This is a genomic window from Micromonospora cynarisoli (assembly GCF_030518815.1).
Lineage (GTDB): Bacteria > Actinomycetota > Actinomycetes > Mycobacteriales > Micromonosporaceae > Micromonospora > Micromonospora wenchangensis.
The window spans coordinates 1,312,675-1,333,942 of record NZ_CP130426.1 but is presented as its reverse complement, the minus strand read 5'-3'; the positions used below and the strand labels follow the sequence as shown (position 1 = coordinate 1,333,942).

General features: G+C 74.3%; 15 protein-coding genes. 10 read left to right on the top strand and 5 right to left on the bottom strand.

Annotated features, from left to right (window positions below):
* Positions 1–146 precede the first annotated feature (146 nt).
* Together lon and Q2K16_RS05560 are read left to right on the top strand one after the other, a co-directional pair.
* Positions 147–2,483: an endopeptidase La gene (lon, locus tag Q2K16_RS05565; protein WP_302743955.1), complete on the top strand. Its 2,337-nt coding sequence runs from the start codon at positions 147–149 to the stop codon at positions 2,481–2,483.
* Between the two features lie 126 nt (positions 2,484–2,609).
* Positions 2,610–2,981 (top strand): DoxX family protein, encoded by a 372-nt coding sequence (locus Q2K16_RS05560; protein WP_302743953.1) that lies wholly within the window; start codon positions 2,610–2,612, stop codon positions 2,979–2,981.
* 56 nt (positions 2,982–3,037) lie between these two features.
* Here Q2K16_RS05560 and Q2K16_RS05555 read toward each other — a convergent pair whose 3' ends face one another.
* The gene (locus Q2K16_RS05555; RefSeq protein WP_302743952.1) at positions 3,038–4,753 is read right to left on the bottom strand and encodes a DEAD/DEAH box helicase; all 1,716 of its coding nucleotides are present in this window, start codon (positions 4,751–4,753) and stop codon (positions 3,038–3,040) included.
* A 99-nt stretch (positions 4,754–4,852) separates the two neighbouring features.
* Between Q2K16_RS05555 and Q2K16_RS05550 the strand changes: the two genes are divergently transcribed.
* The 3 genes from Q2K16_RS05550 to Q2K16_RS05540 all read left to right on the top strand — a co-directional run bounded on the left by Q2K16_RS05550 (position 4,853) and on the right by Q2K16_RS05540 (position 8,921).
* Positions 4,853–5,380, top strand: a complete 528-nt coding sequence (locus Q2K16_RS05550) for a 2'-5' RNA ligase family protein (protein WP_302743951.1) — start codon at positions 4,853–4,855, stop codon at positions 5,378–5,380.
* Between the two features lie 117 nt (positions 5,381–5,497).
* Positions 5,498–7,756 carry a glycoside hydrolase family 9 protein gene (locus Q2K16_RS05545; RefSeq protein ID WP_302743949.1) on the top strand — a complete coding sequence of 753 codons (2,259 nt, stop codon included), beginning with the start codon at positions 5,498–5,500 and terminating at the stop codon, positions 7,754–7,756.
* A 208-nt stretch (positions 7,757–7,964) separates the two neighbouring features.
* The gene (locus Q2K16_RS05540; protein WP_302743947.1) at positions 7,965–8,921 is read left to right on the top strand and encodes a hypothetical protein; all 957 of its coding nucleotides are present in this window, start codon (positions 7,965–7,967) and stop codon (positions 8,919–8,921) included.
* 28 nt (positions 8,922–8,949) lie between these two features.
* Here the strand turns inward: Q2K16_RS05540 and Q2K16_RS05535 are convergent, their stop codons facing one another.
* A complete protein-coding gene (locus Q2K16_RS05535; protein WP_302743945.1) occupies positions 8,950–10,176 on the bottom strand; it encodes an SLC13 family permease in 1,227 nt (408 codons plus the stop codon).
* Between the two features lie 151 nt (positions 10,177–10,327).
* On the opposite strand from Q2K16_RS05535, the gene Q2K16_RS05530 reads away from it, so the two are divergent.
* On the top strand, positions 10,328–11,344 hold the full coding sequence (locus tag Q2K16_RS05530) for a linear amide C-N hydrolase (RefSeq protein WP_302743944.1): 1,017 nt from the start codon (positions 10,328–10,330) through the stop codon (positions 11,342–11,344).
* A 61-nt stretch (positions 11,345–11,405) separates the two neighbouring features.
* Here the strand turns inward: Q2K16_RS05530 and Q2K16_RS05525 are convergent, their stop codons facing one another.
* A complete protein-coding gene (locus Q2K16_RS05525; protein WP_302743943.1) occupies positions 11,406–12,860 on the bottom strand; it encodes an LVIVD repeat-containing protein in 1,455 nt (484 codons plus the stop codon).
* 139 nt (positions 12,861–12,999) lie between these two features.
* Here Q2K16_RS05525 and Q2K16_RS05520 point away from each other — a divergent pair, with 139 nt between their 5' ends.
* The 4 genes from Q2K16_RS05520 to Q2K16_RS05505 all read left to right on the top strand — a co-directional run bounded on the left by Q2K16_RS05520 (position 13,000) and on the right by Q2K16_RS05505 (position 18,352).
* Positions 13,000–13,677 (top strand): DUF305 domain-containing protein, encoded by a 678-nt coding sequence (locus tag Q2K16_RS05520; protein ID WP_302743942.1) that lies wholly within the window; start codon positions 13,000–13,002, stop codon positions 13,675–13,677.
* Positions 13,678–13,734: 57 nt separating this feature from the next.
* On the top strand, positions 13,735–14,964 hold the full coding sequence (locus tag Q2K16_RS05515) for a sensor histidine kinase (RefSeq protein WP_302743940.1): 1,230 nt from the start codon (positions 13,735–13,737) through the stop codon (positions 14,962–14,964).
* On the top strand, positions 14,961–15,626 hold the full coding sequence (locus Q2K16_RS05510) for a response regulator (protein ID WP_302743939.1): 666 nt from the start codon (positions 14,961–14,963) through the stop codon (positions 15,624–15,626). The genes Q2K16_RS05515 and Q2K16_RS05510 overlap by 4 nt, the downstream gene beginning before the upstream one ends.
* Positions 15,627–15,874: 248 nt before the next feature.
* A complete protein-coding gene (locus Q2K16_RS05505; RefSeq protein ID WP_302746374.1) occupies positions 15,875–18,352 on the top strand; it encodes an ABC transporter permease in 2,478 nt (825 codons plus the stop codon).
* A 52-nt stretch (positions 18,353–18,404) separates the two neighbouring features.
* Here the strand turns inward: Q2K16_RS05505 and Q2K16_RS05500 are convergent, their stop codons facing one another.
* Positions 18,405–19,667 (bottom strand): nucleotide sugar dehydrogenase, encoded by a 1,263-nt coding sequence (locus Q2K16_RS05500; RefSeq protein WP_302743937.1) that lies wholly within the window; start codon positions 19,665–19,667, stop codon positions 18,405–18,407.
* A 113-nt stretch (positions 19,668–19,780) separates the two neighbouring features.
* Positions 19,781–21,181: a serine/threonine-protein kinase gene (locus tag Q2K16_RS05495; RefSeq protein WP_302743936.1), complete on the bottom strand. Its 1,401-nt coding sequence runs from the start codon at positions 21,179–21,181 to the stop codon at positions 19,781–19,783.
* Positions 21,182–21,268 lie beyond the last annotated feature (87 nt).

The window sequence follows — 21,268 nt, the reverse complement described above, 5'->3', positions numbered from 1 at the left end:
CGCCAATCCTGGGAAATCCGGGTACGGCCAATGCTGGCGGCGGCGGCGGTGCGGCTGGAATGTGTCCTGGGTCACAGGTTGGAACACGGGGCACGGTTTGTGACTTGAGTGAGACACGCTCAACCTCAAGTGATGGCAGGTGTCCGATGGCAACCCTTCCGGTACTTCCCCTGACCGACGTCGTCCTGCTGCCCGGCATGGTCATCCCGGTGACCCTCGACCCGACCACCCAGGCCGCCGTCGACGCCGCCCGGGCCAGCGGCGACAAGACACTGCTCGCCGTCCCCCGCATCGACGGCGAGTACGGCCCCGTCGGCACGGTCGCCACCATCGAGAAGGTGGGCCGCCTTCCCGACGGTGAACCCGCCGCCGTGGTGCGTGGCCTCGCCCGCGCCCGGATCGGCTCCGGCGTCCCCGGACCCGGCGCGGCCCTCTGGGTGGAGGCCACCCGCCTCGACGAACCCGCTCCCGCCGGCCGCGCCCGCGACCTGGCCCGCGAGTACCGCGCCCTGATGACCTCCGTGCTTCAACAGCGGGGTGCCTGGCAGGTCATCGACGCGATGGAGCGGATGACCGACCTGTCCGAACTGGCCGACGCCGCCGGCTACGCGCCGTGGCTCAGCCTGGCGCAGAAGACCGAGCTGCTCGCCGCGCCTGATGTAACCGCCCGGCTGGAACTGCTCGTCGGCTGGGTGAAGGACCACCTGGCCGAGCAGGAGGTCACCGAGCAGATCAACAGCGACGTCCGGGAGGGGCTGGAGAAGTCCCAGCGGGAGTTCCTGCTCCGCCAGCAGCTCGCCGCGATCCGCAAGGAACTCGGCGAGGACGAGCCGGACGGCTCCGCCGACTACCGCTCCCGGGTGGAGTCCGCCGACCTGCCGGACAAGGTCCGCGAGGCGGCGCTGCGCGAGGTCGGCAAGCTGGAGCGGGCCAGCGACGCCTCACCCGAGGCGGGCTGGATCAGGACCTGGCTGGACACGGTGCTGGAGATGCCGTGGAGCACGCGTACCGAGGACGACACCGACCTGACGGCGGCACGGGCGGTGCTCGACGCCGACCACGCCGGCCTGGCCGACGTCAAGGACCGCATCCTGGAGTACCTCGCGGTGCGCAACCGGCGCGCCGAGCGCGACCTCGGGGTGGTCGGCGGACGCGGCTCCGGCGCGGTGCTGGCCCTCGCCGGCCCGCCCGGCGTCGGCAAGACCAGCCTCGGCGAGTCGGTGGCCCGGGCGCTGGGCCGCAACTTCGTCCGGGTCTCCCTCGGCGGCGTCCGCGACGAGGCCGAGATCCGTGGGCACCGCCGCACCTACGTCGGCGCGCTGCCCGGCCGGATCGTCCGCGCGCTGCGCGAGTCCGGTTCGATGAACCCTGTGGTGCTCCTCGACGAGGTGGACAAGCTCGCCGTCGGCTACGCCGGTGACCCGGCCGCCGCCCTGCTGGAGGTGCTCGACCCGGCCCAGAACCACACCTTCCGCGACCACTACCTCGAAGTCGACCTCGATCTGTCCGACGTGCTCTTCCTGGCCACCGCCAACGTGGTGGAGACCATCCCCGGCCCGCTGCTGGACCGGATGGAACTGGTCACCCTGGACGGGTACACCGAGGACGAGAAGGTCGCCATCGCCCGCGACCACCTGCTGCCCCGGCAGCTCCAGCGGGCCGGCCTGACCGCCGACGAGGTGACGGTCACCGACGGGGTGCTGGCGATGATCGCCGGTGAGCACACCCGGGAGGCGGGCGTCCGGCAGCTCGAACGGGCCCTGGCGAAGATCCTGCGCAAGGTCGCCGTGGCCCTGGCCACCGACCCGGCCCCGGTCCGGGTCGACACCGACACCCTGGCCCGCTACCTGGGCCGACCGAGGTTCACCCCGGAGTCGGCCGAGCGGACGGCGGTGCCCGGCGTGGCCACCGGCCTGGCCGTCACCGGCGCCGGCGGCGACGTGCTCTTCATCGAGGCCACCAGCATGGACGGTGAGCCGGGGCTGACCCTCACCGGGCAGCTCGGCGACGTGATGAAGGAGTCCGCCCACATCGCGCTGTCCTACCTGCGCGCCAACGGGCGGCGGTACGGCCTCGACCCGAACGTCCTGGCCGGACGCCGGATCCACCTGCACGTGCCGGCGGGTGCGGTGCCCAAGGACGGCCCCAGCGCCGGCATCACCATGGTCACCGCGCTGGCGTCCCTGGTGACCGGCCGGCCGGTACGGCCCGAGTTCGGGATGACCGGCGAGGTCACGCTGTCCGGGCGGGTGCTGCCCATCGGCGGGGTGAAGCAGAAGCTGCTCGCCGCGCACCGGGCCGGCCTGACCGAGGTGATCATCCCGGCCCGCAACGAGCCGGACCTCGACGACCTGCCCACCGAGGTGCGTGAGGCGCTGACCGTGCACACCCTGGCCGACGTGGCCGACGTGCTCGCCCTGGCGTTGCGCCCGGCCGAGATCGACGCGGACACGCTCGGCGGTCGACCGGTCGGCGCCGCCTGACCGGAACCGACCGCACGGCCCCCGACGTTCCACCCGGCGTCGGGGGCCGCTGCGGGCCGTAGCCTGGACCCCTCCCGTTTCCCGCATCCGCCACCGTCCGGTGGCACCCCTCGGAGGCGACCTCCCGTGAACGTGTTCCTCTGGATCGTGCAGATCCTGCTCGCCGCGATCTTCGCCGGCGCGGGACTGACCAAGCTCACCCAACCCAAGGAGAAGCTGCTCGACCGGATGGGGTGGGTGAGGAACGTCCCGCCCCTCCAGGTCAAGGCGCTCGGCGCGGCCGAGTTGCTGGCCGCGCTGGGGCTGGTCCTGCCCGGCCTCGCCGGCATCGCCACGGTGCTCACCCCGCTGGCCGCCGTCGGGCTGGTCATCGTGATGGCCGGCGCGATCGTGGTGCACGTCCGGGCCAGGGAACACCCCGGCACCGTGATGACCGTGGTGCTGCTGGTCCTGGCGGCGTTCGTCGCCTGGGGCCGGTTCGGGCCGTATCCGCTCTGAGCCGCCGCGACCGGCCCGCACCCCGCACGGGGAGGCGGGCCGGTGTCGCGTCCGGGTCAGCGCCCGTCGCCGCCGCGGTCGCGCCGCACGGTCGCCTTGCGGCCCTTGATGGTGCTGTTGCGCAGCCCGGCGATCACCTCGTCGGCGACGCCCTGCGGCACCTCCACCAGCGAGAACCGGTCGGCGATCTCGATCGAGCCGATGTCCCGGCCGCTCACCCGGGTCTCCCCGGTGATCGCGCCGACCAGGTCCTGCGGGCGGACCCCGGCCCGGCGGCCCAGGCCGATGAAGACCTGCGCGGTGCCGCCCGTGCGGGGCCGGCCGCCGCGCCGATCCCCGCCCCGGCCGTCGAACCCGGAGCGGGGCTCCCGGGGCGGGCGGACCGCCACCTGCGGGATCTCCTCCTCGTCGTCGGAGCCCGGCAGGGCCGCCTCGTGGGCCAGCTTGACCGCCGCCAGCGCCACCTCCATCAGGTCGAACTCGTCCGACAGCGACTCGACGATCACCCGGAACGGGTCCAGGTCGTCCTCCAGCAGGCTCTCCCGCAGCGCCGCCTGGGTCAGCGCCAGCCGCCGGGTGCGCAGGTCGGCCACCGTCGGGATCTTGTCGATGGTGATCCGCTGGCCGGTGACCCGCTCGATGGTCTTGAGCATCCGGTGCTCCCGGGGCTCGGCCAGGGTGATCGCCACCCCCTCCCGGCCGGCCCGGCCCACCCGGCCGATCCGGTGCACGTACGACTCCGGCGCGGACGGCACGTCGTAGTTGACCACGTGGGTGAGCTGCTCGACGTCCAGCCCCCGGGCCGCCACGTCAGTGGCCACCAGCAGGTCTGCGGTGCCGGCGCGCAGCCGCCCCATCACCCGGTCCCGCTGCTCCTGGCTCATCCCGCCGTGCAGCGCCTCGGCCCGGTAGCCCCGCCCGTTCATCGTCTCGGTGAGCCGGTCGACCTCCTCCCGGCTGCGGCAGAAGACGATCGCCGCCGTCGGGGACTCCACGTCCAGCACCCGGCCCAGCAGCGCCGGCTTGTGCGCCCGGGTGACGATGTAGGCGCTCTGCCGTACCCGGGGGGCCTCGCCGGCCACCGGCTGCTCCCGCCCGATCTGGATGCGCTCCGGGTCGGTCAGGTGCTGGCGGGCCAGCCCGTCGATCCGGGCCGGCATGGTGGCCGAGAAGAGCACCGTCTGCCGCTGCGCGGGCGCGTGCTCCAGGATCGCCTCGATGTCCTCGGCGAAGCCCATGTCGAGCATCTCGTCGGCCTCGTCCAGCACCACCGTGGCCAGCGAACCCAGCCGCAGGGTGCCCCGGGCGATGTGGTCCAGCGCCCGGCCCGGGGTCGCCACCACCACGTCCACGCCCAGGTCCAGGGCGCGCAGCTGGCGGCCGATCGGCTGGCCGCCGTAGATCGGCAGCACCCGGGCACCGAGATCCTTGCCGTACCTGTGGAACGCCTCGGAGACCTGCACGGCCAGTTCCCGGGTGGGCACCAGCACCAGCGACACCGGGTCGCCGCCCTGACGGTCCTCAGGCATCCGCTGCAACAGCGGCAGGGCGAACGCGGCGGTCTTGCCCGTACCGGTGGCCGCCTGCCCGAGCAGGTCCCGCCCCGACAACAGCAGGGGGATCGCCTCCCGCTGGATCGGGGTCGGCTCCTCGTAGCCGAGCGCGGCGAGGGCGCCCAGCAACTCGGCACGCAGTCCGAGATCCACGAAGGCGGGCCCGCCGTCGGAGTCGTCGGGCGCGGAGAGGTCGGTCGGTGTGGGTGCGGAACTCATGGGCAAAGTTTTCCATCACCCCGGTGGGGCCGCGTCGCCGACCGGCCCCACCGTGCCGACCGGCACAGCCGCGCCCGTCCGCCGGCTAGCCTGACGGGCGTGCGTACGGTGGAACTGCTCTGCTGCCCGGCGCTGGAGCGGACGGTGCGGGCCGCCTGGGACCGGCTGTCCGCGGCGGGGCTGCCCAGCCTGGCCCGGCACGGCCACCCGACGAATCGGCCGCACCTGACGCTGGCCGCCGTCGAGGCGTTCCCGCCCGGCGCGGCCGACCGGCTCGCCGCCCTGTTCGTCACCGCGTTGCCGCTGCCGGTCGCCCTGGACCGGGTGACGGTGCTCGACGGCAGCGCCCCGCTGGTCTGGCTGGTCCGGCCGGGTACGGCGCTGACCGCCCTGCACGACGCCGTCTGGGCGGCGCTGGACGGCGCGGACGGGCAGCGGCCCTGGCACGCCCCGGGGAACTGGGTGCCGCACCTGAGCCTCGCGCTGCGCTTCCGCGACCGCGACCGGCGGCTCGCCCGCGCCCTGGTCGGCGGGGAGCGGCCGGTGGGTCGCCTGGTGGCGGCGCGCAGCTACGACGGTGACACCCGGACCGTCCAGCCGCTGGGCGGTGACTTCCCGGCGGACTGACGGTGGTCTATGGTGGGCGCAGCGCTCCCGTCGACGGTCTGTCCGACCGCCCGGCGGATCACTGCTGCGCTGGAGCCCGGTCGGATGGTCACTGCCATCACCACCGGAAGAGGCCCCATGCCCCAGCATCCCCGACGGCGTCCGGTCGCGCTCGCGGCTGCCGCCCTGCTCGCCCTCGGCGGGCTCGCGGCCGTGCCGCAGCTCGCCTCCGCCGCCCCCGACCCCGGCTCACCGGTCAAGGTCAACCAGGTCGCCTACGTGCCGGGGCTGCCCAAGCAGGCCACCGTCGTGAACTCCGCGACCTCCCCGCTCGGCTGGACGCTGCGCAACGCCGGCGGTGCCACGGTGGCCTCCGGGCAGACCACGGTACGGGGCACCGACACGCTCTCCGGCGACCCGGTGCACATCGCGGACTTCTCGGTTTACGACACCCCCGGCACCGGCTACGTGCTGTCGGTCGGCGGCAGCAACAGCTACCCGTTCGACATCTCCGCCGATCCGGTACGCCGGCTGCGCGGCGACTCGCTGGCGTTCTTCTACCACCAGCGCAGCGGTACCCCGATCGACGCCCAGTACGTCGGTTCCCGCTACGCCCGCCCGGCCGGGCACGTCAACGTCGCCCCCAACCGGGGGGACAACAACGTGCCGTGCCGCACCTCCTGCGGTTACACCCTGGACGTGCGCGGCGGCTGGTACGACGCCGGTGACCAGGGCAAGTACGTGGTCAACGGCGGCCTGGCCACCTGGCAGCTGCAGAACATCTACGAGCGCACGCTGTACGTGACCGGGGCGGACAAGTCCGCCGTCGCCGACGGCACGCTGGCCATCCCCGAGCGGTCCAACGGGGTGCCGGACGTGCTCGACGAGGCCCGCTGGGAGTTGGAGTTCCTGCTCAAGATGCAGGTGCCGGACGGCCGGACCAACGCCGGCATGGTCCACCACAAGATCCACGACCAGAACTGGACCGCCCTGCCCACCCGCCCCGAGCTGGACAGCGAGGCGCGGCTGCTCTCCCCGGTGAGCACCGCCGCCACGCTCAACATGGCGGCGGTGGCTGCCCAGGCGTCCCGGCTGTGGAGGCCGTTCGACGCCTCCTTCGCCTCCCGGGCCCTGGCCGCCGCCGAGAAGGCGTACGCCGCGGCGAAGGCCAACCCGAACCGGCTCGCCCCCGCCACCGACAACACCGGCGGCGGCGCGTACGAGGACAATACCGTCACCGACGAGTTCTACTGGGCGGCGGCGGAGCTGTACGCCACCACCGGCACGACCGGCTACCGCAACGACCTGAGCGGCTCCCCGCACGCCCGGGGCGCGAGCTTCACCCGGGGCGCGTACGACTGGAGCTGGACCGCCGGGCTGGGTGACACCACCCTGGCGCTGGTGCCGACCGGCCTGCCCAGCGGCGACGTGAGCGCGATCCGCTCGGCGATCGTCTCCTTCGCCGACCGGATGCTCGCCCAGATCGCCAACCAGGGCTATCCGGCCCCGGGTAGCGGCAACGGCACGTACTACTGGGGTTCCAACGGTGCGGTCGCCAACAACGCCAACGTGCTCGCCGTCGCCTTCGACCTGACCGGCACGGCGCGGTACCGCAACGGGGCCTTCGCCGCCTACGACTACCTGCTCGGCCGTAACCCGCTCAACCAGTCCTACGTGGCCGGCTACGGGGACAAGCCGGTACGCAACGTGCACCACCGGTTCTGGGCCAACCAGAACGACGGTTCGCTGCCCATCGCACCGCCCGGCGCGCTCTCCGGCGGCCCGAACAGCGAGTTGCAGGACCCGGTCGTACAGGCCCAGCTCGGTGGCTGCAAGCCGCAGAAGTGCTTCGTCGACGACATCGGGGCGTACTCGGTCAACGAGGTGGCGATCAACTGGAACTCGGCGTTGGCCTGGCTGGTGCACTGGGCGGCCGAGCAGGCCGGCACCGGCACCGGCCCGAACCCGACGCCGACGCCGACGGTGACCCCGACCACGACGCCGACGACCACCCCGACGCCGACCCTGCCGCCGCCGACCACCACGCCCCCGCCGCCGACCACCACGCCGCCCCCGGCCGGCGGCTGTGCGGTGACCTACTCGGCGAACAGTTGGAGCACCGGCTTCACCGGCAGCGTCACGCTTGCCAACACCGGCACGGCGGCCTGGTCGTCGTGGCGGTTGACCTTCCGGTTCACCGGTGACCAGCAGATCAGCCAGGGCTGGTCGGGTCGGTTCAGCCAGAGCGGCAGCGAGGTGACGGTGACCAACGAGAGCTACAACGGCGCGGTCGCGCCGGGCGGCTCGGTCAACCTCGGCTTCAACGCCACCTACAGCGGCACCAACGCGACCCCGTCCGGGTTCGCGGTGAACGGGACGGCCTGCACCGTACGCTGACCCGCCCGCCCGGGCCGCCCGTCGCGCGTCGACGGGCGGCCCGGTCGCGGTCCCGCACCGGCCCAGGCCGGCGCGGGACCGGGCGGCACCGCCGGCCGCGTGTCGCCCTTCGAGGGGCATGGGAGGAATGCTCGTTCTCCACCGGTTCGCCACGGTTACGGTGCCCTCAGGTTCATCCGCACCGTGTCGCACCGGGAGAGGACCGACCATGCGCGTGCCCAGCCGAAGCCCCGGCCCCCAGCCCGGCGTCACCCCGCCCGCCCCGGCCCGGCGGACGCCCGTACCGGCCCGTTCCGTGCGGCCGGCCGCCCCCGACCTCGACGCCTACCGGCAGGCGGTCGCCGAGTTGCTGGTCGAGGTGGGCGCGCTCGCCGGGACCGCCGGCACCGCCGCCCGTCAGGTGCTGCTCGACCAGCGGCTGCGCGAGCCGGCCGTCGCGGACGTGCTCGACGCCACCGAGCAGGGGGTGCTGGGCGCCCGGGAGACCCTGCTGCTGGAACTGGCCCGGCACCAGCCCGACCGGCCCGACCCGGGCCCCGACCTGACCGCCCTGGTCCGGATCTACCTGCTCTCCCGCATCGACCTGATGTGGTGGCGGGACACGACGGTCCTGGCGACCGACGAGCAGGTCGACACGCACCCCGACCTGATCGACCTGGAATGGCTGCGTCGCCGTGGCCTGCTCGGCTTCCGCTACCGGGAACAGCCGGCAGGCGTCCTGGGCCGGGGCGTGCACGCCGTCCGGGGCCGGCTACGGCCGGAAGCGGCCCCGCCCACCGCCGGGGTGCCGTTCCGCCGGACCCGCCGGGAGGTCGTCGCGCTCCTCAACGACCTGGCCCGGGAGTTCGCCCGGTCCGCCCCGTCCGGCACCCCGCCGCTGTGGGTGACCAGCCTGGCCCACAGCACCGAACACCAGTACCGGCTGCGCCGGCTCGGCCGGCCGGCCATGCTGCCCAGCGGTCACTGCCTCGGCTGGGCGGTGGACGTGGAACTGGCCTGGTACGCCCGGTTCGGCGCGCGGGACGTGCTGGCCGAGATCCTGCTGGCCCGGCAGGCCGCCGGGGAGCTGAACGTCATCGACGAGGGGCCCGCCTGGCACGTCTGCCTGGCCCCGGCCGCCCGCGCCCGGCTGCGCTCGGCGTACGAGGCCGAGATGGGGATCTGAACGGCCGGCCGGGCCACGGGCCGCCGGGTCAGCCGGCGACCAGCAGGGCGAGCACCGCGGTGAGGGTGCCGAGCACCGCGACCACCGCGCTGGTCGCCACGAACCGGCGCAGCGGCACGGTCACCCCCGCGGCCCGGCACCGCTCGTACCACAGCAGGGTCGCCAGCGACGCCCACGGCACCGCCAGCGGGCCCACGTTGGTGCCGATCAGCAGCGCCAGCAGCCGGGTCCCGTCACCGGGTGGCAGCACCGCCTCGCCGGCCAGGTAGGCGGGCAGGTTGTTGACCAGGTTGGCCAGCAGCGCCCCGGTGCCCCCGGCGCGCAGCGCCCCCGCCGTGCCACCGGCGTCGCCGAGCAGCACGGACACCAGGTCGTCCAGCCCGTGCCGGCCGAGGGTCTGCACCACCAGGAACAGGCCGGTGACGAAGACCAGCAGCCGCCAGGGCAGCAGCGCCGGGCGCAGGGTCCGCCGGGACCGGACCGCGAAGCCGGCCACCACCAGCCCGGCGGCGACGGCGGCGGCCACGCCGATCTCCACCCCGGCCAGGATGCCGGCGACGAGCAGCAGGCAGCCGGCGACCGCCGTACCGAACAGCAGCCGGTCGGCCGGCCGGTGCGGCGGGGGAGGGGTGAACCGGTCGACGTCGCGCCGGCCCCGCCGCCAGTACCACAGCCACAACCCCGCCATGGTCACCCCGATCGCCGCGACCTGCGGCAACGCCATCCTGGCCGCGTACGCCGCCGGGGCCGACGCGATCCGGTCGGCGGCGAGCAGGTTGGTCAGGTTCGACACGGGCAGCAGCAGGCTGGCGGTGTTGGCCAACCAGACGGTGGTCATCGCCAGCGGCCCCGGGGCGACGCCCAGCTTGCGGGCCAGCGCGATCATCACCGGGGTGAGTAGGACCGCCGTGGTGTCCAGGTTGAGGGCGATGGTGGTGAGCGAGGCGAACCCGACGCAGAGCAGGAACAGACCGGCGAAGCTGCCCCGGGCGGTGATCGCCAGCCGGGTGGCCAGCACGTCGAACACCCCGGCGACGGCGGTGAGTTCGGCGAGCACCACCACCGCGCCGAGGAAGAGCAGCAGCGGCAGGATGCGGTGCAGGGTCGCCTCGGCGTCGGCCCGGGGGAGCAGGCCGGTGACCACCGCGCCGAGGCCCAGCAGGGCCAGCCCGACCGCCACCCGGTCCAGCGGGTGCAGCCGCGGCCTGCGGGGGCGGTCGGTCGGTACGGGCGGTGTCCCGCCGGCAGGTGTCACGGCGCACGATCCTCGCACAGCCGGCCCGGCCCCGACGCGGCTCGGCCGTAACTGGCCGCCCGGCCACCCCGTACCGACCGGCCCGACATCGACGTCCGCGGGTACGGCCACGGTGGACATCCCGGCGCGGCTGACCTAGCGTTCAGGAGATATGCGCAGGAAGCTGCTGGGGGCCGGACTGGCCCTGTTGTTCGTCACCACCGGCTGTGCCCGGGCCACCCCGACGGACCCGACCCGCACCGGCCCGACGTCGGCGTCCGCGAGCCCGCCGATCGCCTCCCGGCAGGACCCGGAGCAGGCCCGGCGTACGCTGGACAGCCTGCGCAAGGTCGACGACCTGCCGCTCTACGAGATGACCTACGTCGGCGGCTACGACCCGACGGTGGGCACCGACGCCCGGCCGGACACCGGCCCGTTCGGCTGCTCCCTGTTCGCCGCCTCCGGCGATCCGGCCCGGCCGTTGTTCGCCCGTAACTTCGACTGGGACGCCAACCCGGCGATGGTGCTGCGCACCGATCCCCCCGGGGGGTACGCCTCGGTCTCGCTGGTCGACCTGTCCTACCTGGGGGTGGGCCCGGACCCGACCGGCGACCGTCGGCTGCTCGACGCGCCGCTGCTGCCCTTCGACGGGATGAACGAGCGGGGGCTGGCCGTCGGGCTGGCCGCCGACGACACCGCGACGGCGAAGCCGGTGCCGGGCCGGCCGACGGTCGGGTCGGTGCGCATCCTGCGGCTGGTGCTCGACCGGGCGGCCACGGTGGACGAGGCGGTGGCGCTGTTCGGCAGGCACAACCTCGACTTCGACGGCGGGCCGCCGCTGCACTACCTGCTCGCCGACGCGGGCGGCCGGTCGGCGGTGGTCGAGTTCGTCGACGGGACGATGCGGGTGCAGCGGGCGCAGGGGCGGTGGCAGGCGCTGACCAACGTACCGGTGGTCGACGTACCCGAGCAGCAGCGTCGCCGCGACCACCGCTACGGCGTCCTCGCGGCGGCGCTCGACGCGGCCGACGGCCGGGTGGACCCGGCGGCGGCGCTGCGGCTGCTGGGCCAGGTCCGGCAGGGCCACACCCGCTGGTCGGTGACGTACGGGCTGCGTGACGGTGAGGTCCGGCTGGTCACCGTGGCCGGTGGCGGGCAGGAGCGCCGCTACCGGTTGCCGATCCGCTGACCCCGGACCGACGCACGGCCCGGCCCCCGCTCGTGGGGGCCGGGCCGTGCGTCGGTCGGGACTACCAGCTCAGGTAGCCGGCCTGGGTCTGCACGTTCAACTCGGGCACCCGGACCAGGTCGGCCGTCCAGGTCCGCCAGTCGTTGAGCTTCAGCACGTCCAGGCCCTTCTGGATGTCGCTGGAGTAGATGTACCCGTTGTAGTAGTACGTCGACCAGGCGCCGCCGGTGCTGAGCTGGGTGTCCGACAGCGGCCCGCGCTCCCAGAAGCCGATCTCCTTGGGGCGGGTCGAGTCGGTGAAGTCCCAGACCGAGACCCCGCCCTGGTACCAGGCCTGCACCATGACGTCCTTGCCGAGGACGGGGATCAGCGAGCCGTTGTGGGCCACGCAGTTCTCGGTGTCGGCGTTGGTGCGGGGGATCTTGTAGTAGCTGCGGAAGACCATCGTCCGGGCGTCGCCCCGGCCGGTGATGTCGTAGACGGCGTCCGCGCCCCGGTTCGGGCCGACGATCTCGTTGCAGGTGGCCGCGCCGCCGCCGCCGAGCTCGTCGGTGAACACCACCTTGGTCCCGGCGTTGTTGAACGTGGCCGAGTGCCAGAACGCGAAGTTGACCGTGTCCCGGACCCGGTTGATCACCCGGGGCGCCTCGCGGTTGCGGATGTCCAGCAGCACGCCGTCACCCATGCACGCGCCGGCGGCCAGGTCCTTCGCCGGGTAGGCGGTGATGTCGTGGCAGCCGGTGGTGGCCGAGGTCTGCCCGGGGATGCCCTCGTAGCCGCCGTCGGGGAAGAGGTTCGGGGTGGCCACCACGGCCGCCTCGGTGGGCTTGTGCACCGGGACCTTGACGATCGAGATCGAGTCGTGCGGCGGCTGGCAGTCGGGGAAGTCCGCCCGTGGGCTGTACGACGACACGTACAGGTAGACCGTCCTGCGGTCCTTGCCGGGGACGAGGGTGTGGGTGTGCGAGCCGCAGGCGGTCTCCACCGACTTGATGTAGCGCGGGTTGGCCTTGTCGCTGATGTCGAAGACCTTGATGCCCTCCCAGGACTCCTTCACCGTCGCCGGCTGGGTCGCGCTGGCGCACGAGTCGTCGGTGCGGGACGAGTCGGTGGAGAGGAAGAGCAGGTCGCCGTAGACCGAGATGTCGTTCTGCGAGCCGGGGCAGAGCACCTGCGACACGATCGTCGGGGCGCTGGGCCGGGCGATGTCGTAGACGACGAAGCCGTTGTAGTTGCCGACGAAGGCGTACCGGCCCTGGAAGGCCATGTCGGTGCCGAGCGCGCTGGTGGTGTCGAACGGCGCCTGCTTGGGCAGGTTGGCGACCTGGCGCAGGTTGGGGCTGCTGGAGATCTCGTCGACGGCGAGGCCGGGGGCCGACGGCGTCCCGCCCTCCGTCGCGGTGGCTGGTGCGGCGACGCCCGCCGGGCTGGTGGCGGCGCTCGCCACCAGCAGGCCGGCGGCGACCACGCTGACGATCTTCAACTGCCGTGGTCGGGGCAGGGGAAACCTGATCATCGGCGGAACCCTTCGAAAGGGGACGATGCGTACCAGACACCTTACCGGCCAGTGATGAGAGTTGATGTGATACGCATCACATCTATCGCTGGCGGTGAATGGATACGATCGCGGCGACCTCGACCGTAGAGGGAGTCGCATGACCGGCCGACGTGGACGTATCCTGCTCGCCGTCACAGTCGCCGCCACCGTCCTGGTGCCGGTCGGGCTGGCCCTGCGCCCCGACGGGCCACCGACCCCGACGGCGTCCGCCCCGACGACGCCGACCACGACCGGCCCGCCCGACGCCCCCGGGGTGATCGTGCCCGGCCGGCCCGGGGAGCCCGCCGCGACCCGGCCCGCGCAGGAGGTCCGCGCCCCCGGCACGCCCCGGTACAACACCCCCGACGTCTGGTTCGTCCGGATGATGATCCCGCATCACCAACAGGCCCTCCAGATGGCCGAGCTGGCCCCCGACCGGGCCGCCAGTGCCCAGGTCAAGGCGATCGCCGCCCGGATCAGGGGCACCCAGGGACCGGAGCTCGGCCTGCTGCGCGGCTGGCTCGACGCCCGGGGCCTGGCCGCCGACGAACCCGGCCACGACCACGGCCGGATGCCGGGCATGCAGTCCCCCGAGGCGCTCCGGCAGCTCGACGCCGCCCGGGGGGCCGCCTTCGACCGGCTCTTCGTCCAGCTGATGACCGCCCACCACACCGGCGCGGTGACCATGGCCACCCAGCTCCTCTCCGCCGGCGCCGACCAGCAGCTCAACGAGTTCGCCAACGCGGTGGCGACCGAACAGACGGTCGAGATCGCCCGGCTCCGCGCGCTGGTCTGAACCCGGTCGGCCGACGCGCCCGCAGCCACCCAGCGCGGGGCACTACGCTCGGTCACCGTGAGCCGTACCCTCTTCGGTCGCCCGCTGCGCGGCGTCGCCTTCGACCTCTGCGTCAGCGTGCTGGTGGTGCTCTTCACCCTGGTCACGGCGGCCCAGCCCGGGGTCTGGGCCCAGCCCGGCGGCTGGCCGTCCGCGCTGGTCGGCCTGGGCATGGCGGTGGCCCTGCTGTTCCGGCGCGGCCACCCCTCACTGGTGGCGGCGGTCGTCGCCGCACTGGCGATGGTCCAGGTGGCCGCCGGCTGGGGGCCGCTGGCCTACGACGTCGCCGTGCTCATCGCCCTCTACAGCGTGGTCAAGTACGCCGAGCGGCTGCGCGACGGCGTGCTGGCCGGCGCCGTCGCCGCCGTCGGGGTGCTGCTGGCCGCCTCGCAGACCGTCTCCCAGGCAGCCTGGTGGGCCACCGCGATCTACTTCGGCCTGATCACCGGCGGGGTGTGGCTGGCCGCGCTGAACGTCCGCACCCGCCGCCTCTACGTGCTCAGCCTGGAGGAGCGGGCCGCCACCCTGGAACGGGAACGCGAGGCCGAGGCCCGTGCCGCGGTGGTCGGGGAACGCGCCCGGATCGCCCGCGAGCTGCACGACGTGGTGGCGCACAGCATGGCGGTGATGATCGTCCAGGCCGACGGTGCCCGGCTGATGTTCGACCGGGACCCGGACACCGCCCGGCACGCGGTCAAGGTGGTGGCCGACACCGGCCGGCAGGCCCTGGAGGAGATGCGCCGGCTCGTCGACGTGCTGCGCGAGCCCGAGCCGTCGGAGACGACGACCGGCCCCGACGCGGACACCCCCAGCATCGAACCGGAACGCCGCCGCGCCGCCGTCGCCGAACTGCCCGCCCTGGTGGGCCGGTTCCGCGACGCCGGCCTGCGGGTCGGGTACCGGGCCGGGGACGTGCCGGCCGCCCTGCCACCCGGGCTCGACCTGACCGTCTACCGGGTGGTGCAGGAGGCCCTGACCAACACCCTCAAGCATGCCGGGGTCGGCGCGCACGCCACGGTCGTGCTCGGCGTCGACGACGGGCTGGTGGTCCGGGTGACCGACGACGGACGCGGCCGGCCACCGGCCCGGCCGGCCCCCTCCGGCGGGCACGGCCTGGTCGGGATGCGCGAGCGGGTCGGCGTGTACGACGGCCGGCTCACCGCCGGCCCCCGGACCGGTGGCGGGTGGCAGGTCGAGGTACGGCTGCCGCTACCGTCGACCCCGGAGGCGGAGGTGATCGCGGCATGACCGTACGAGTGGTGATCGTGGACGACCAGGCGCTGGTCCGGGCCGGCTTCCGGATGGTGCTCGACTCCCAACCCGACCTGGCCGTGGTCGGCGAGGCGATCGACGGGGCGGACGCACTGCGGGTGCTGGCCGGGGTCGAGGCCGACGTGGTGGTGATGGACCTGCGGATGCCGACCATGGACGGGGTGGAGGCTACCCGCCGCATCTGCGCCGCCTCCACCGACGGCCGACCCCGGGTGCTGGTGCTCACCACGTTCGACACCGAGGCGGACGCGTTCGCCGCGCTCCGCGCCGGGGCCAGCGGGTTCCTGCTCAAGAACGTGCCGCCGGAGGAACTGCTGGCGGCCATCCGGGTGGTCGCCGAGGGGGACTCGGTGGTCGCCCCGTCGATCACCCGTCGGCTGCTCGACCGGTTCGCCGACCGGCTCGGCCCGGCACCCGCCGAGGACCCGCGACTGGCCCAGCTCACCGACCGGGAACGGGAGATCCTGCTGCTCGTGGCGCAGGGGCTGGCCAACGCCGAGATCGCCGCCCGGGTGCACGTCGCCGAGGCGACCGTGAAGACCCACGTCGGGCGGATCCTGGCCAAGCTCCAGCTCCGCGACCGGGTCCAGGTGGTGGTCCTGGCGTACGAGAGCGGGCTGGTCACCCCGGGCGGCTGAACCCGGGTACGACCTGGGTCGTACGGGTCACCCCGGTCGGGGTCGACCTGTGGCGCAGCCGGGTCGCGCGTGCGGGTGGACGCGGGCCGCCGGGGTGCTGCCTAGCGTCGGAGGGGACCAGTGCCCCGCCGACCGGGAGTCCCCATGTCCGTCCCCGCCGCCGTCCGTCCCGCGCCCCGCCCACCCGCCGAGGGTCGCCGACCCGCAGGTCCCGGCGACGGCCGTCGCCGGTGGGGGCGGTGACCGGGATGTGGCGGTTGACCCTGCGTACGCTGCGCGCCGACGCGCTGCGCCTGCTGCTCTCCTCGGTGGCGATCGTGCTCGGTGTCGCCTTCGTCGCCGGCACGCTGATGCTCACCGACGCCATGCAGGCCGGGGCGTACGAGCGGGCCGGCGCCTTCGACAGGCACACCGACCTCGGTGTCTACGCCGACCGGACCGCCCTGCCGCCGTCCCTGGTCGACCGGGTCCGCACGGTCGACGGGGTCACGGCGGCGGCCGGGGAACTGACCGCCCTCGCCGGGGTGGTCGGCGTCGACGGCCGGCCGGTGCTCGGCGTCGGGATGCTCGCCGCGATCCCCACCGAACCCGCGCTGCGCTCCTACGACGTGGTCGCCGGCCGGCTGCCCGACCGTCCCGGCGAGGTGGTCCTCGACGCGCCCACCGTCGCCGCGCAGGGGTTCACCCTCGGCGGCCCGGTCGGCGTCGGCGGTGCGACCGGCGCGGCCCGCCCGTACACCCTGGTCGGCACGGTCGACGTGGCCGACACCACGCGCGACGTCGGCGGCCCGTTCGTCGGGCTGGTCGGCGCGGACGCGCTGGCCGTGAGCGAAAAACCGGGCTACGACCGGATCATGGTGGCCGCCGCACCGGGGACTGCCGGACCGGCCCTGGCCGACCGGGTGACCGCCGTGGTCGGCGGGGACGCCACGGTGAAGTCGCGGCAGCGCATCCTCGACGAGGCCGTCGAGGACGGGGTACGCGACCTCGACCAGTTCCGCCTGGTGCTGCTCGTCTTCGCCGGGGTGGCCGTGGTGGTGGCCGGGTTCGTCATCGCCAACACCTTCGCCATCGTGCTCGCCCAGCGGGCCCGGCGGACCGCGCTGCTGCGGCTGGTGGGGGCCCGTCGGGGGCAGGTCTTCCGGGCCGCCGTGCTGGAGGCGGCGGTGCTCGGGCTGGCCGGCTCCGCCCTCGGGGTGGCGCTCGGGATCGGGTTGGCCGCCGGGGCGGCGGCCCTGGTTCCCCGGCTCGACCTGCCGCTCTCCGTCGCCGGCCTGACGGTGACCGCCCGGACGGTCGGGCTCAGCCTGCTGCTCGGCACCCTGGTCACCGTCGGGTCCGCGCTGCTGCCCGCCTGGCAGGGCACCCGGGTGCCGCCGGTGGCCGCGCTCACCGCCGCCGCCGGGCACCAGGCCCGGCGCGCCGGGCGGGTCCGGCTGACCCTCGGCGCGCTGGTCGGCGTCGCCGGCATCGCCGCGCTGGCCGGGGCCGCCGCCGTCGGGCAGATCGTCCTGGTCGCCGTGGGCGGGGTGCTGTCCTTCTTCGGGATCGTCCTGTTCGGTCCGCTGCTGGTGCCGGTGCTGGTCCGGCTGTTCGGCCGGCCGTTGCGGCCGGTGTTCGGGGCCACCGCCGCGCTCGCCGTGGCCAACGCCGCCCGCAACCCGCGCCGGGTGTCGGCGACCGCCACCGCCCTGGTGATCGGCATCGGGTTGGTCTCGGCGTTCGTGGTCGGCGCCGGCAGCGTCAAGGTGGGCGTCGAACGTGGGGTCGACGCCCGCATCGGCGTCGACTTCGTGGTCACCGGCGTCGGTGTCGAGCTGCCCGCCCCGCTCGCCGGTGAGCTGGCCGCCCGACCCGAGGTGGGGGTGGTGCACGAGCACCGCAACCGGGTCGTCGACGGCGTCGAACTGCGCTCGGCGCACCCGGCGCTGGTCCGGCGTACCCTCGACGCGGTCGACGCCGGGGACGTCGCGGACCTGGGGCCGGGGTCGGTGCTGGTGCACCGCGAACTGGCCGCCGCCCGGGGCTGGCGGGTCGGGTCGACGGTCACCGTCGCCGGGCGTCCGTTCCGGGTGGCCGCCGTGGTCACCGCCGACGGCCCGACGTCGCAGGGGGTGCCCGCCGGGCACGTGGTCGACCTGGCCGACGCCGACTTCACCGCGCTCTACCCCGGCGAACGCGGCCAACTGGCCGAGGTCGAACCGGCCGACGGGGTGCCCGCCGAGCGGGCCCGCGCCGCCATCGAGGCGGTGGTCGCCCGGTACCCGACGGTGAACCTGCTGGACCAGGCGGCCTACAAGAAGATGCTCACCGGCACGGTGGACATGCTGCTCGCCTTCGTCACCGCGCTGCTCGGCCTGGCCGTGGTGATCGCCCTGGTCGGCGTCGCGAACACGCTCAGCCTCTCGGTGGTGGAACGGACCCGGGAGAACGCCGTGCTGCGCGCCGTGGGGTTGTCCCGGGGGCGGATGCGCCTGCTGCTGGCCCTCGAGGCGGTGCTGACCGCCCTGGTCGGCGCGGTGCTCGGTACGGCGCTGGGGATCGCGGTCAGCGCCGGCGCGGTGGCCTTCGTGGCCCGGCTGGGTGGCGGCTTCACGCTGGTGCTGCCCTGGGACCGGCTCGGGGTGATCCTCGCCGTGGCGGTGCTCGCCGCGCTGGCCGCCTCGGTGCTGCCGGCCCGACGCGCCCTGGCCCGCCCGGTGGTCGAGGCGCTCGGCACGGAGTGACCCCGGCCGTCCCCGCCGGCCCGGCGTCCCCGCCGACCGGCGGGGACGCCGGTCACAGCCGTTCCACCATCGCCCCCCGGCACCGGTCCCGGGTGTCGAAGACGTACCGGGCGTGCCTGGTGACCAGGTCGTAGTCGAAGCTGTCGTGGTCGGTCACCAGGACCACCGCGTCGGCCGCCGCGACCTCCCGCGCGGTCAGGTCGACCACCACCACCCCGCCCGGGATGTGCTGCGGCTCGGCGTACGGCTCCACCGCGTGCACCTCCGCGCCGAGCGCCTGCAACCGGCGGGCCACGTCGACCGCCGGCGAGTCGCGCATGTCACCGGTGTTCTTCTTGTACGCCAGCCCGAGCAGCAGCAGCCGGGCCCCGTTGACCGGCCGGCCGATCCGGTTCAGCCCGGCCATCACCCGCTGGGCCACGTGCTCGGGCATCTGGTGGTTGATGTCGTCGGCCAGCTCGATGAGCCGGAAGGGTCGGCCCAGGGTGCGCTTGACCTGCCAGGACAGGTAGCACGGGTCGATCGGCAGGCAGTGCCCGCCGACCCCCGGGCCCGGTCGGAACGGCATGAACCCGAACGGCTTGGACGAGGCGGCCTCGATGGCCTGCCAGGCGTCGATGCCGAGCTGGTGGGAGGCCATCGCCAGTTCGTTGATCAGCGCGATGTTGACCTGGCGGAAGGTGTTCTCGATCAGCTTGGTCAGCTCGGCCACCCGGGTGGAGTCCACCGGCACGGTCCGCTCGACCAGCCGCCGGTAGAAACCGTCCACCCGGGCCAGCGACGCCGCGTCCACCCCCGACACCACCTTCGGGGTGTTCTCCAGCCGCCACGTCGGGTTGCCCGGGTCGATCCGCTCCGGGCTGTAACCGAGGTGGAAGTCACCCGGGCTACGCAGCCCGCTCGCCGCCTCCAGCAGCGGCCGGAGCAGGTCCTCGGTGGTCCCCGGGTAGGTGGTCGACTCCAGCACCACCGTGCAGCCGCGCCGCACGTACGGGCCGACGGCGGTGCCGGCCTGCTCGACGAAGCTCAGGTCGGGGACCCCGTCGCGCAGCGGGGTGGGCACCGTGATCACGCAGATGTCGAAGCCCTCCGCGTCCGGGTACTCGGCGCTCGGCCGGTACCGTCCGCTGGCCAGGGCCCGGCCGAGCCGGTCGGCCGGAATGTCCTCGACGAAGGACTCGCCGGAGGCGAGCCGCTTGACCCGGTCGGCGTCGACGTCCAACCCGACCACGTCCAGCCCGGCCTCGACGGCGCGCATGGCCAGCGGCAGTCCGACGTATCCCTGACCGATGACGACCAGCTTCTCTGCGTTCACCCGGGGCTCCCTGCAAGCGTGACCTTGCAGGGAGCCTAGATGGTGATATGGCGATCTACGTCCGTTTCGGTGTTCCTGGGCCCCTGTGTCCCCGGGTGTCCCGTGACGACCGGTCAGCTGCCGGCGGGCGCCTGGTTGGTGCCGCCCCCGCCGCCCGCCTCGGTCGGGGTCGGCGTCGGCTCACCCTGGGTCGGCCCGTTGGTGGGCGTCTCCGTCGGGCCGGGCCCGGTGGTGACCGGGTCCGACGGGGTGGGCGGCGCGGACTTCGTCGGCAGCGGCACCGACGAGCCGTTGGGCAGCGGCGTCGGGCTGACCGAGACCGACGGCGACGGCTTCTCGTACTGGTTGGTCGGCCGGGACGGACGCTGCGGCTCGTCGGAGCCGGTCTCCTCGACCACCGCCGGAACCTCCGTCCGGTCGGTGGGCGCCACCGCCGGCCCGGTGCTGCGGATGTTCGGCACGCCGCTGTCGAGCGACTTCGAGGCGCCCAACGCGGCACCGAGCGCGGTCAGGGCCACCAGCACCGCGGCCAGCGCGCCGACCAGGGAACTCCGGCGGCCCCGCCGCGACCCCGAGCCGACCACCGTCTGCCCGGTGACCGCCGGGCCGACCCGCACGCCGTCGGCCCCGGACGGGTCGCGCAGCGGCGGCGTCACCAGCGCGGTGCTGGCGGCGGTGTCGTCACCGGCGGCGGCCCGCGCGGCGGCGGCCATCGCGGAACCGGTGGCGAAGCGGTCCGCCGGGTCCTTTTCCAACGCCCGCGCCACCAGGGCCCGGACCGCCACCGGGATGTCGGCGGGCAGCTCCGGCGGCTCGTCGTCCAGGTGCCGCACCGCCACCTGGAGCGGATTGTCCCCGGTGAACGGCGGTTGCCCGGTCAGGCAGCAGTACGCCACCGCGCCGAGGGCGTAGATGTCGGTCGCGGCCGAGACGGGCCGGCCGGACGCCTGCTCGGGTGCCATGTAGAGGGCGGTGCCCGGTACCGCGTTCGTGCTGGTGATGCTCGTCACATTGTTGGAGCGGGCGACGCCGAAGTCGACGAGCACCACCGTGCCGTCCTCCTGCACCAGCAGGTTGCTCGGCTTGACGTCGCGGTGCACGATGCCGCCGGCGTGCGCGGCGTGCAGTGCCTGGGCGGCCTGCGCCACGATCGACATCGTCTCGGCCACGTCCAGGTGGCCGGCGGACTCGATCCGCCGCGACAGCGGTTCGCCCTCGACGAACTCCATGACCAGGTAGTCGGCCCGACCGCCGTCGGCGAGGCGGTCCTCACCGCAGTCGAAGACCTGCACGATGCCGGGGTGGCGCAGCGCCGCCATGATCCGCGCCTCGGCGCGGAACCGGGCGATGAAGTCGGGGTCCGAGACGAGCGCCGGCAGCAGCACCTTCACCGCGACCTGGCGACCGAGAACCAGGTCGGTGGCCCGCCACACGTCGCCCATGCCGCCGGTGGCGACACGTTCGTCCAGGCGGTAGCGACCGCTGAGCACGACCTCGGATGACAACACCCCCATACCGTACCCAGGGTCCTCCCGTCCGGCAGACGCCGATATCCCTTCCGGCTTTCCTGGGACGACCTGTCCAGTTCCCTGCGGGGGTCG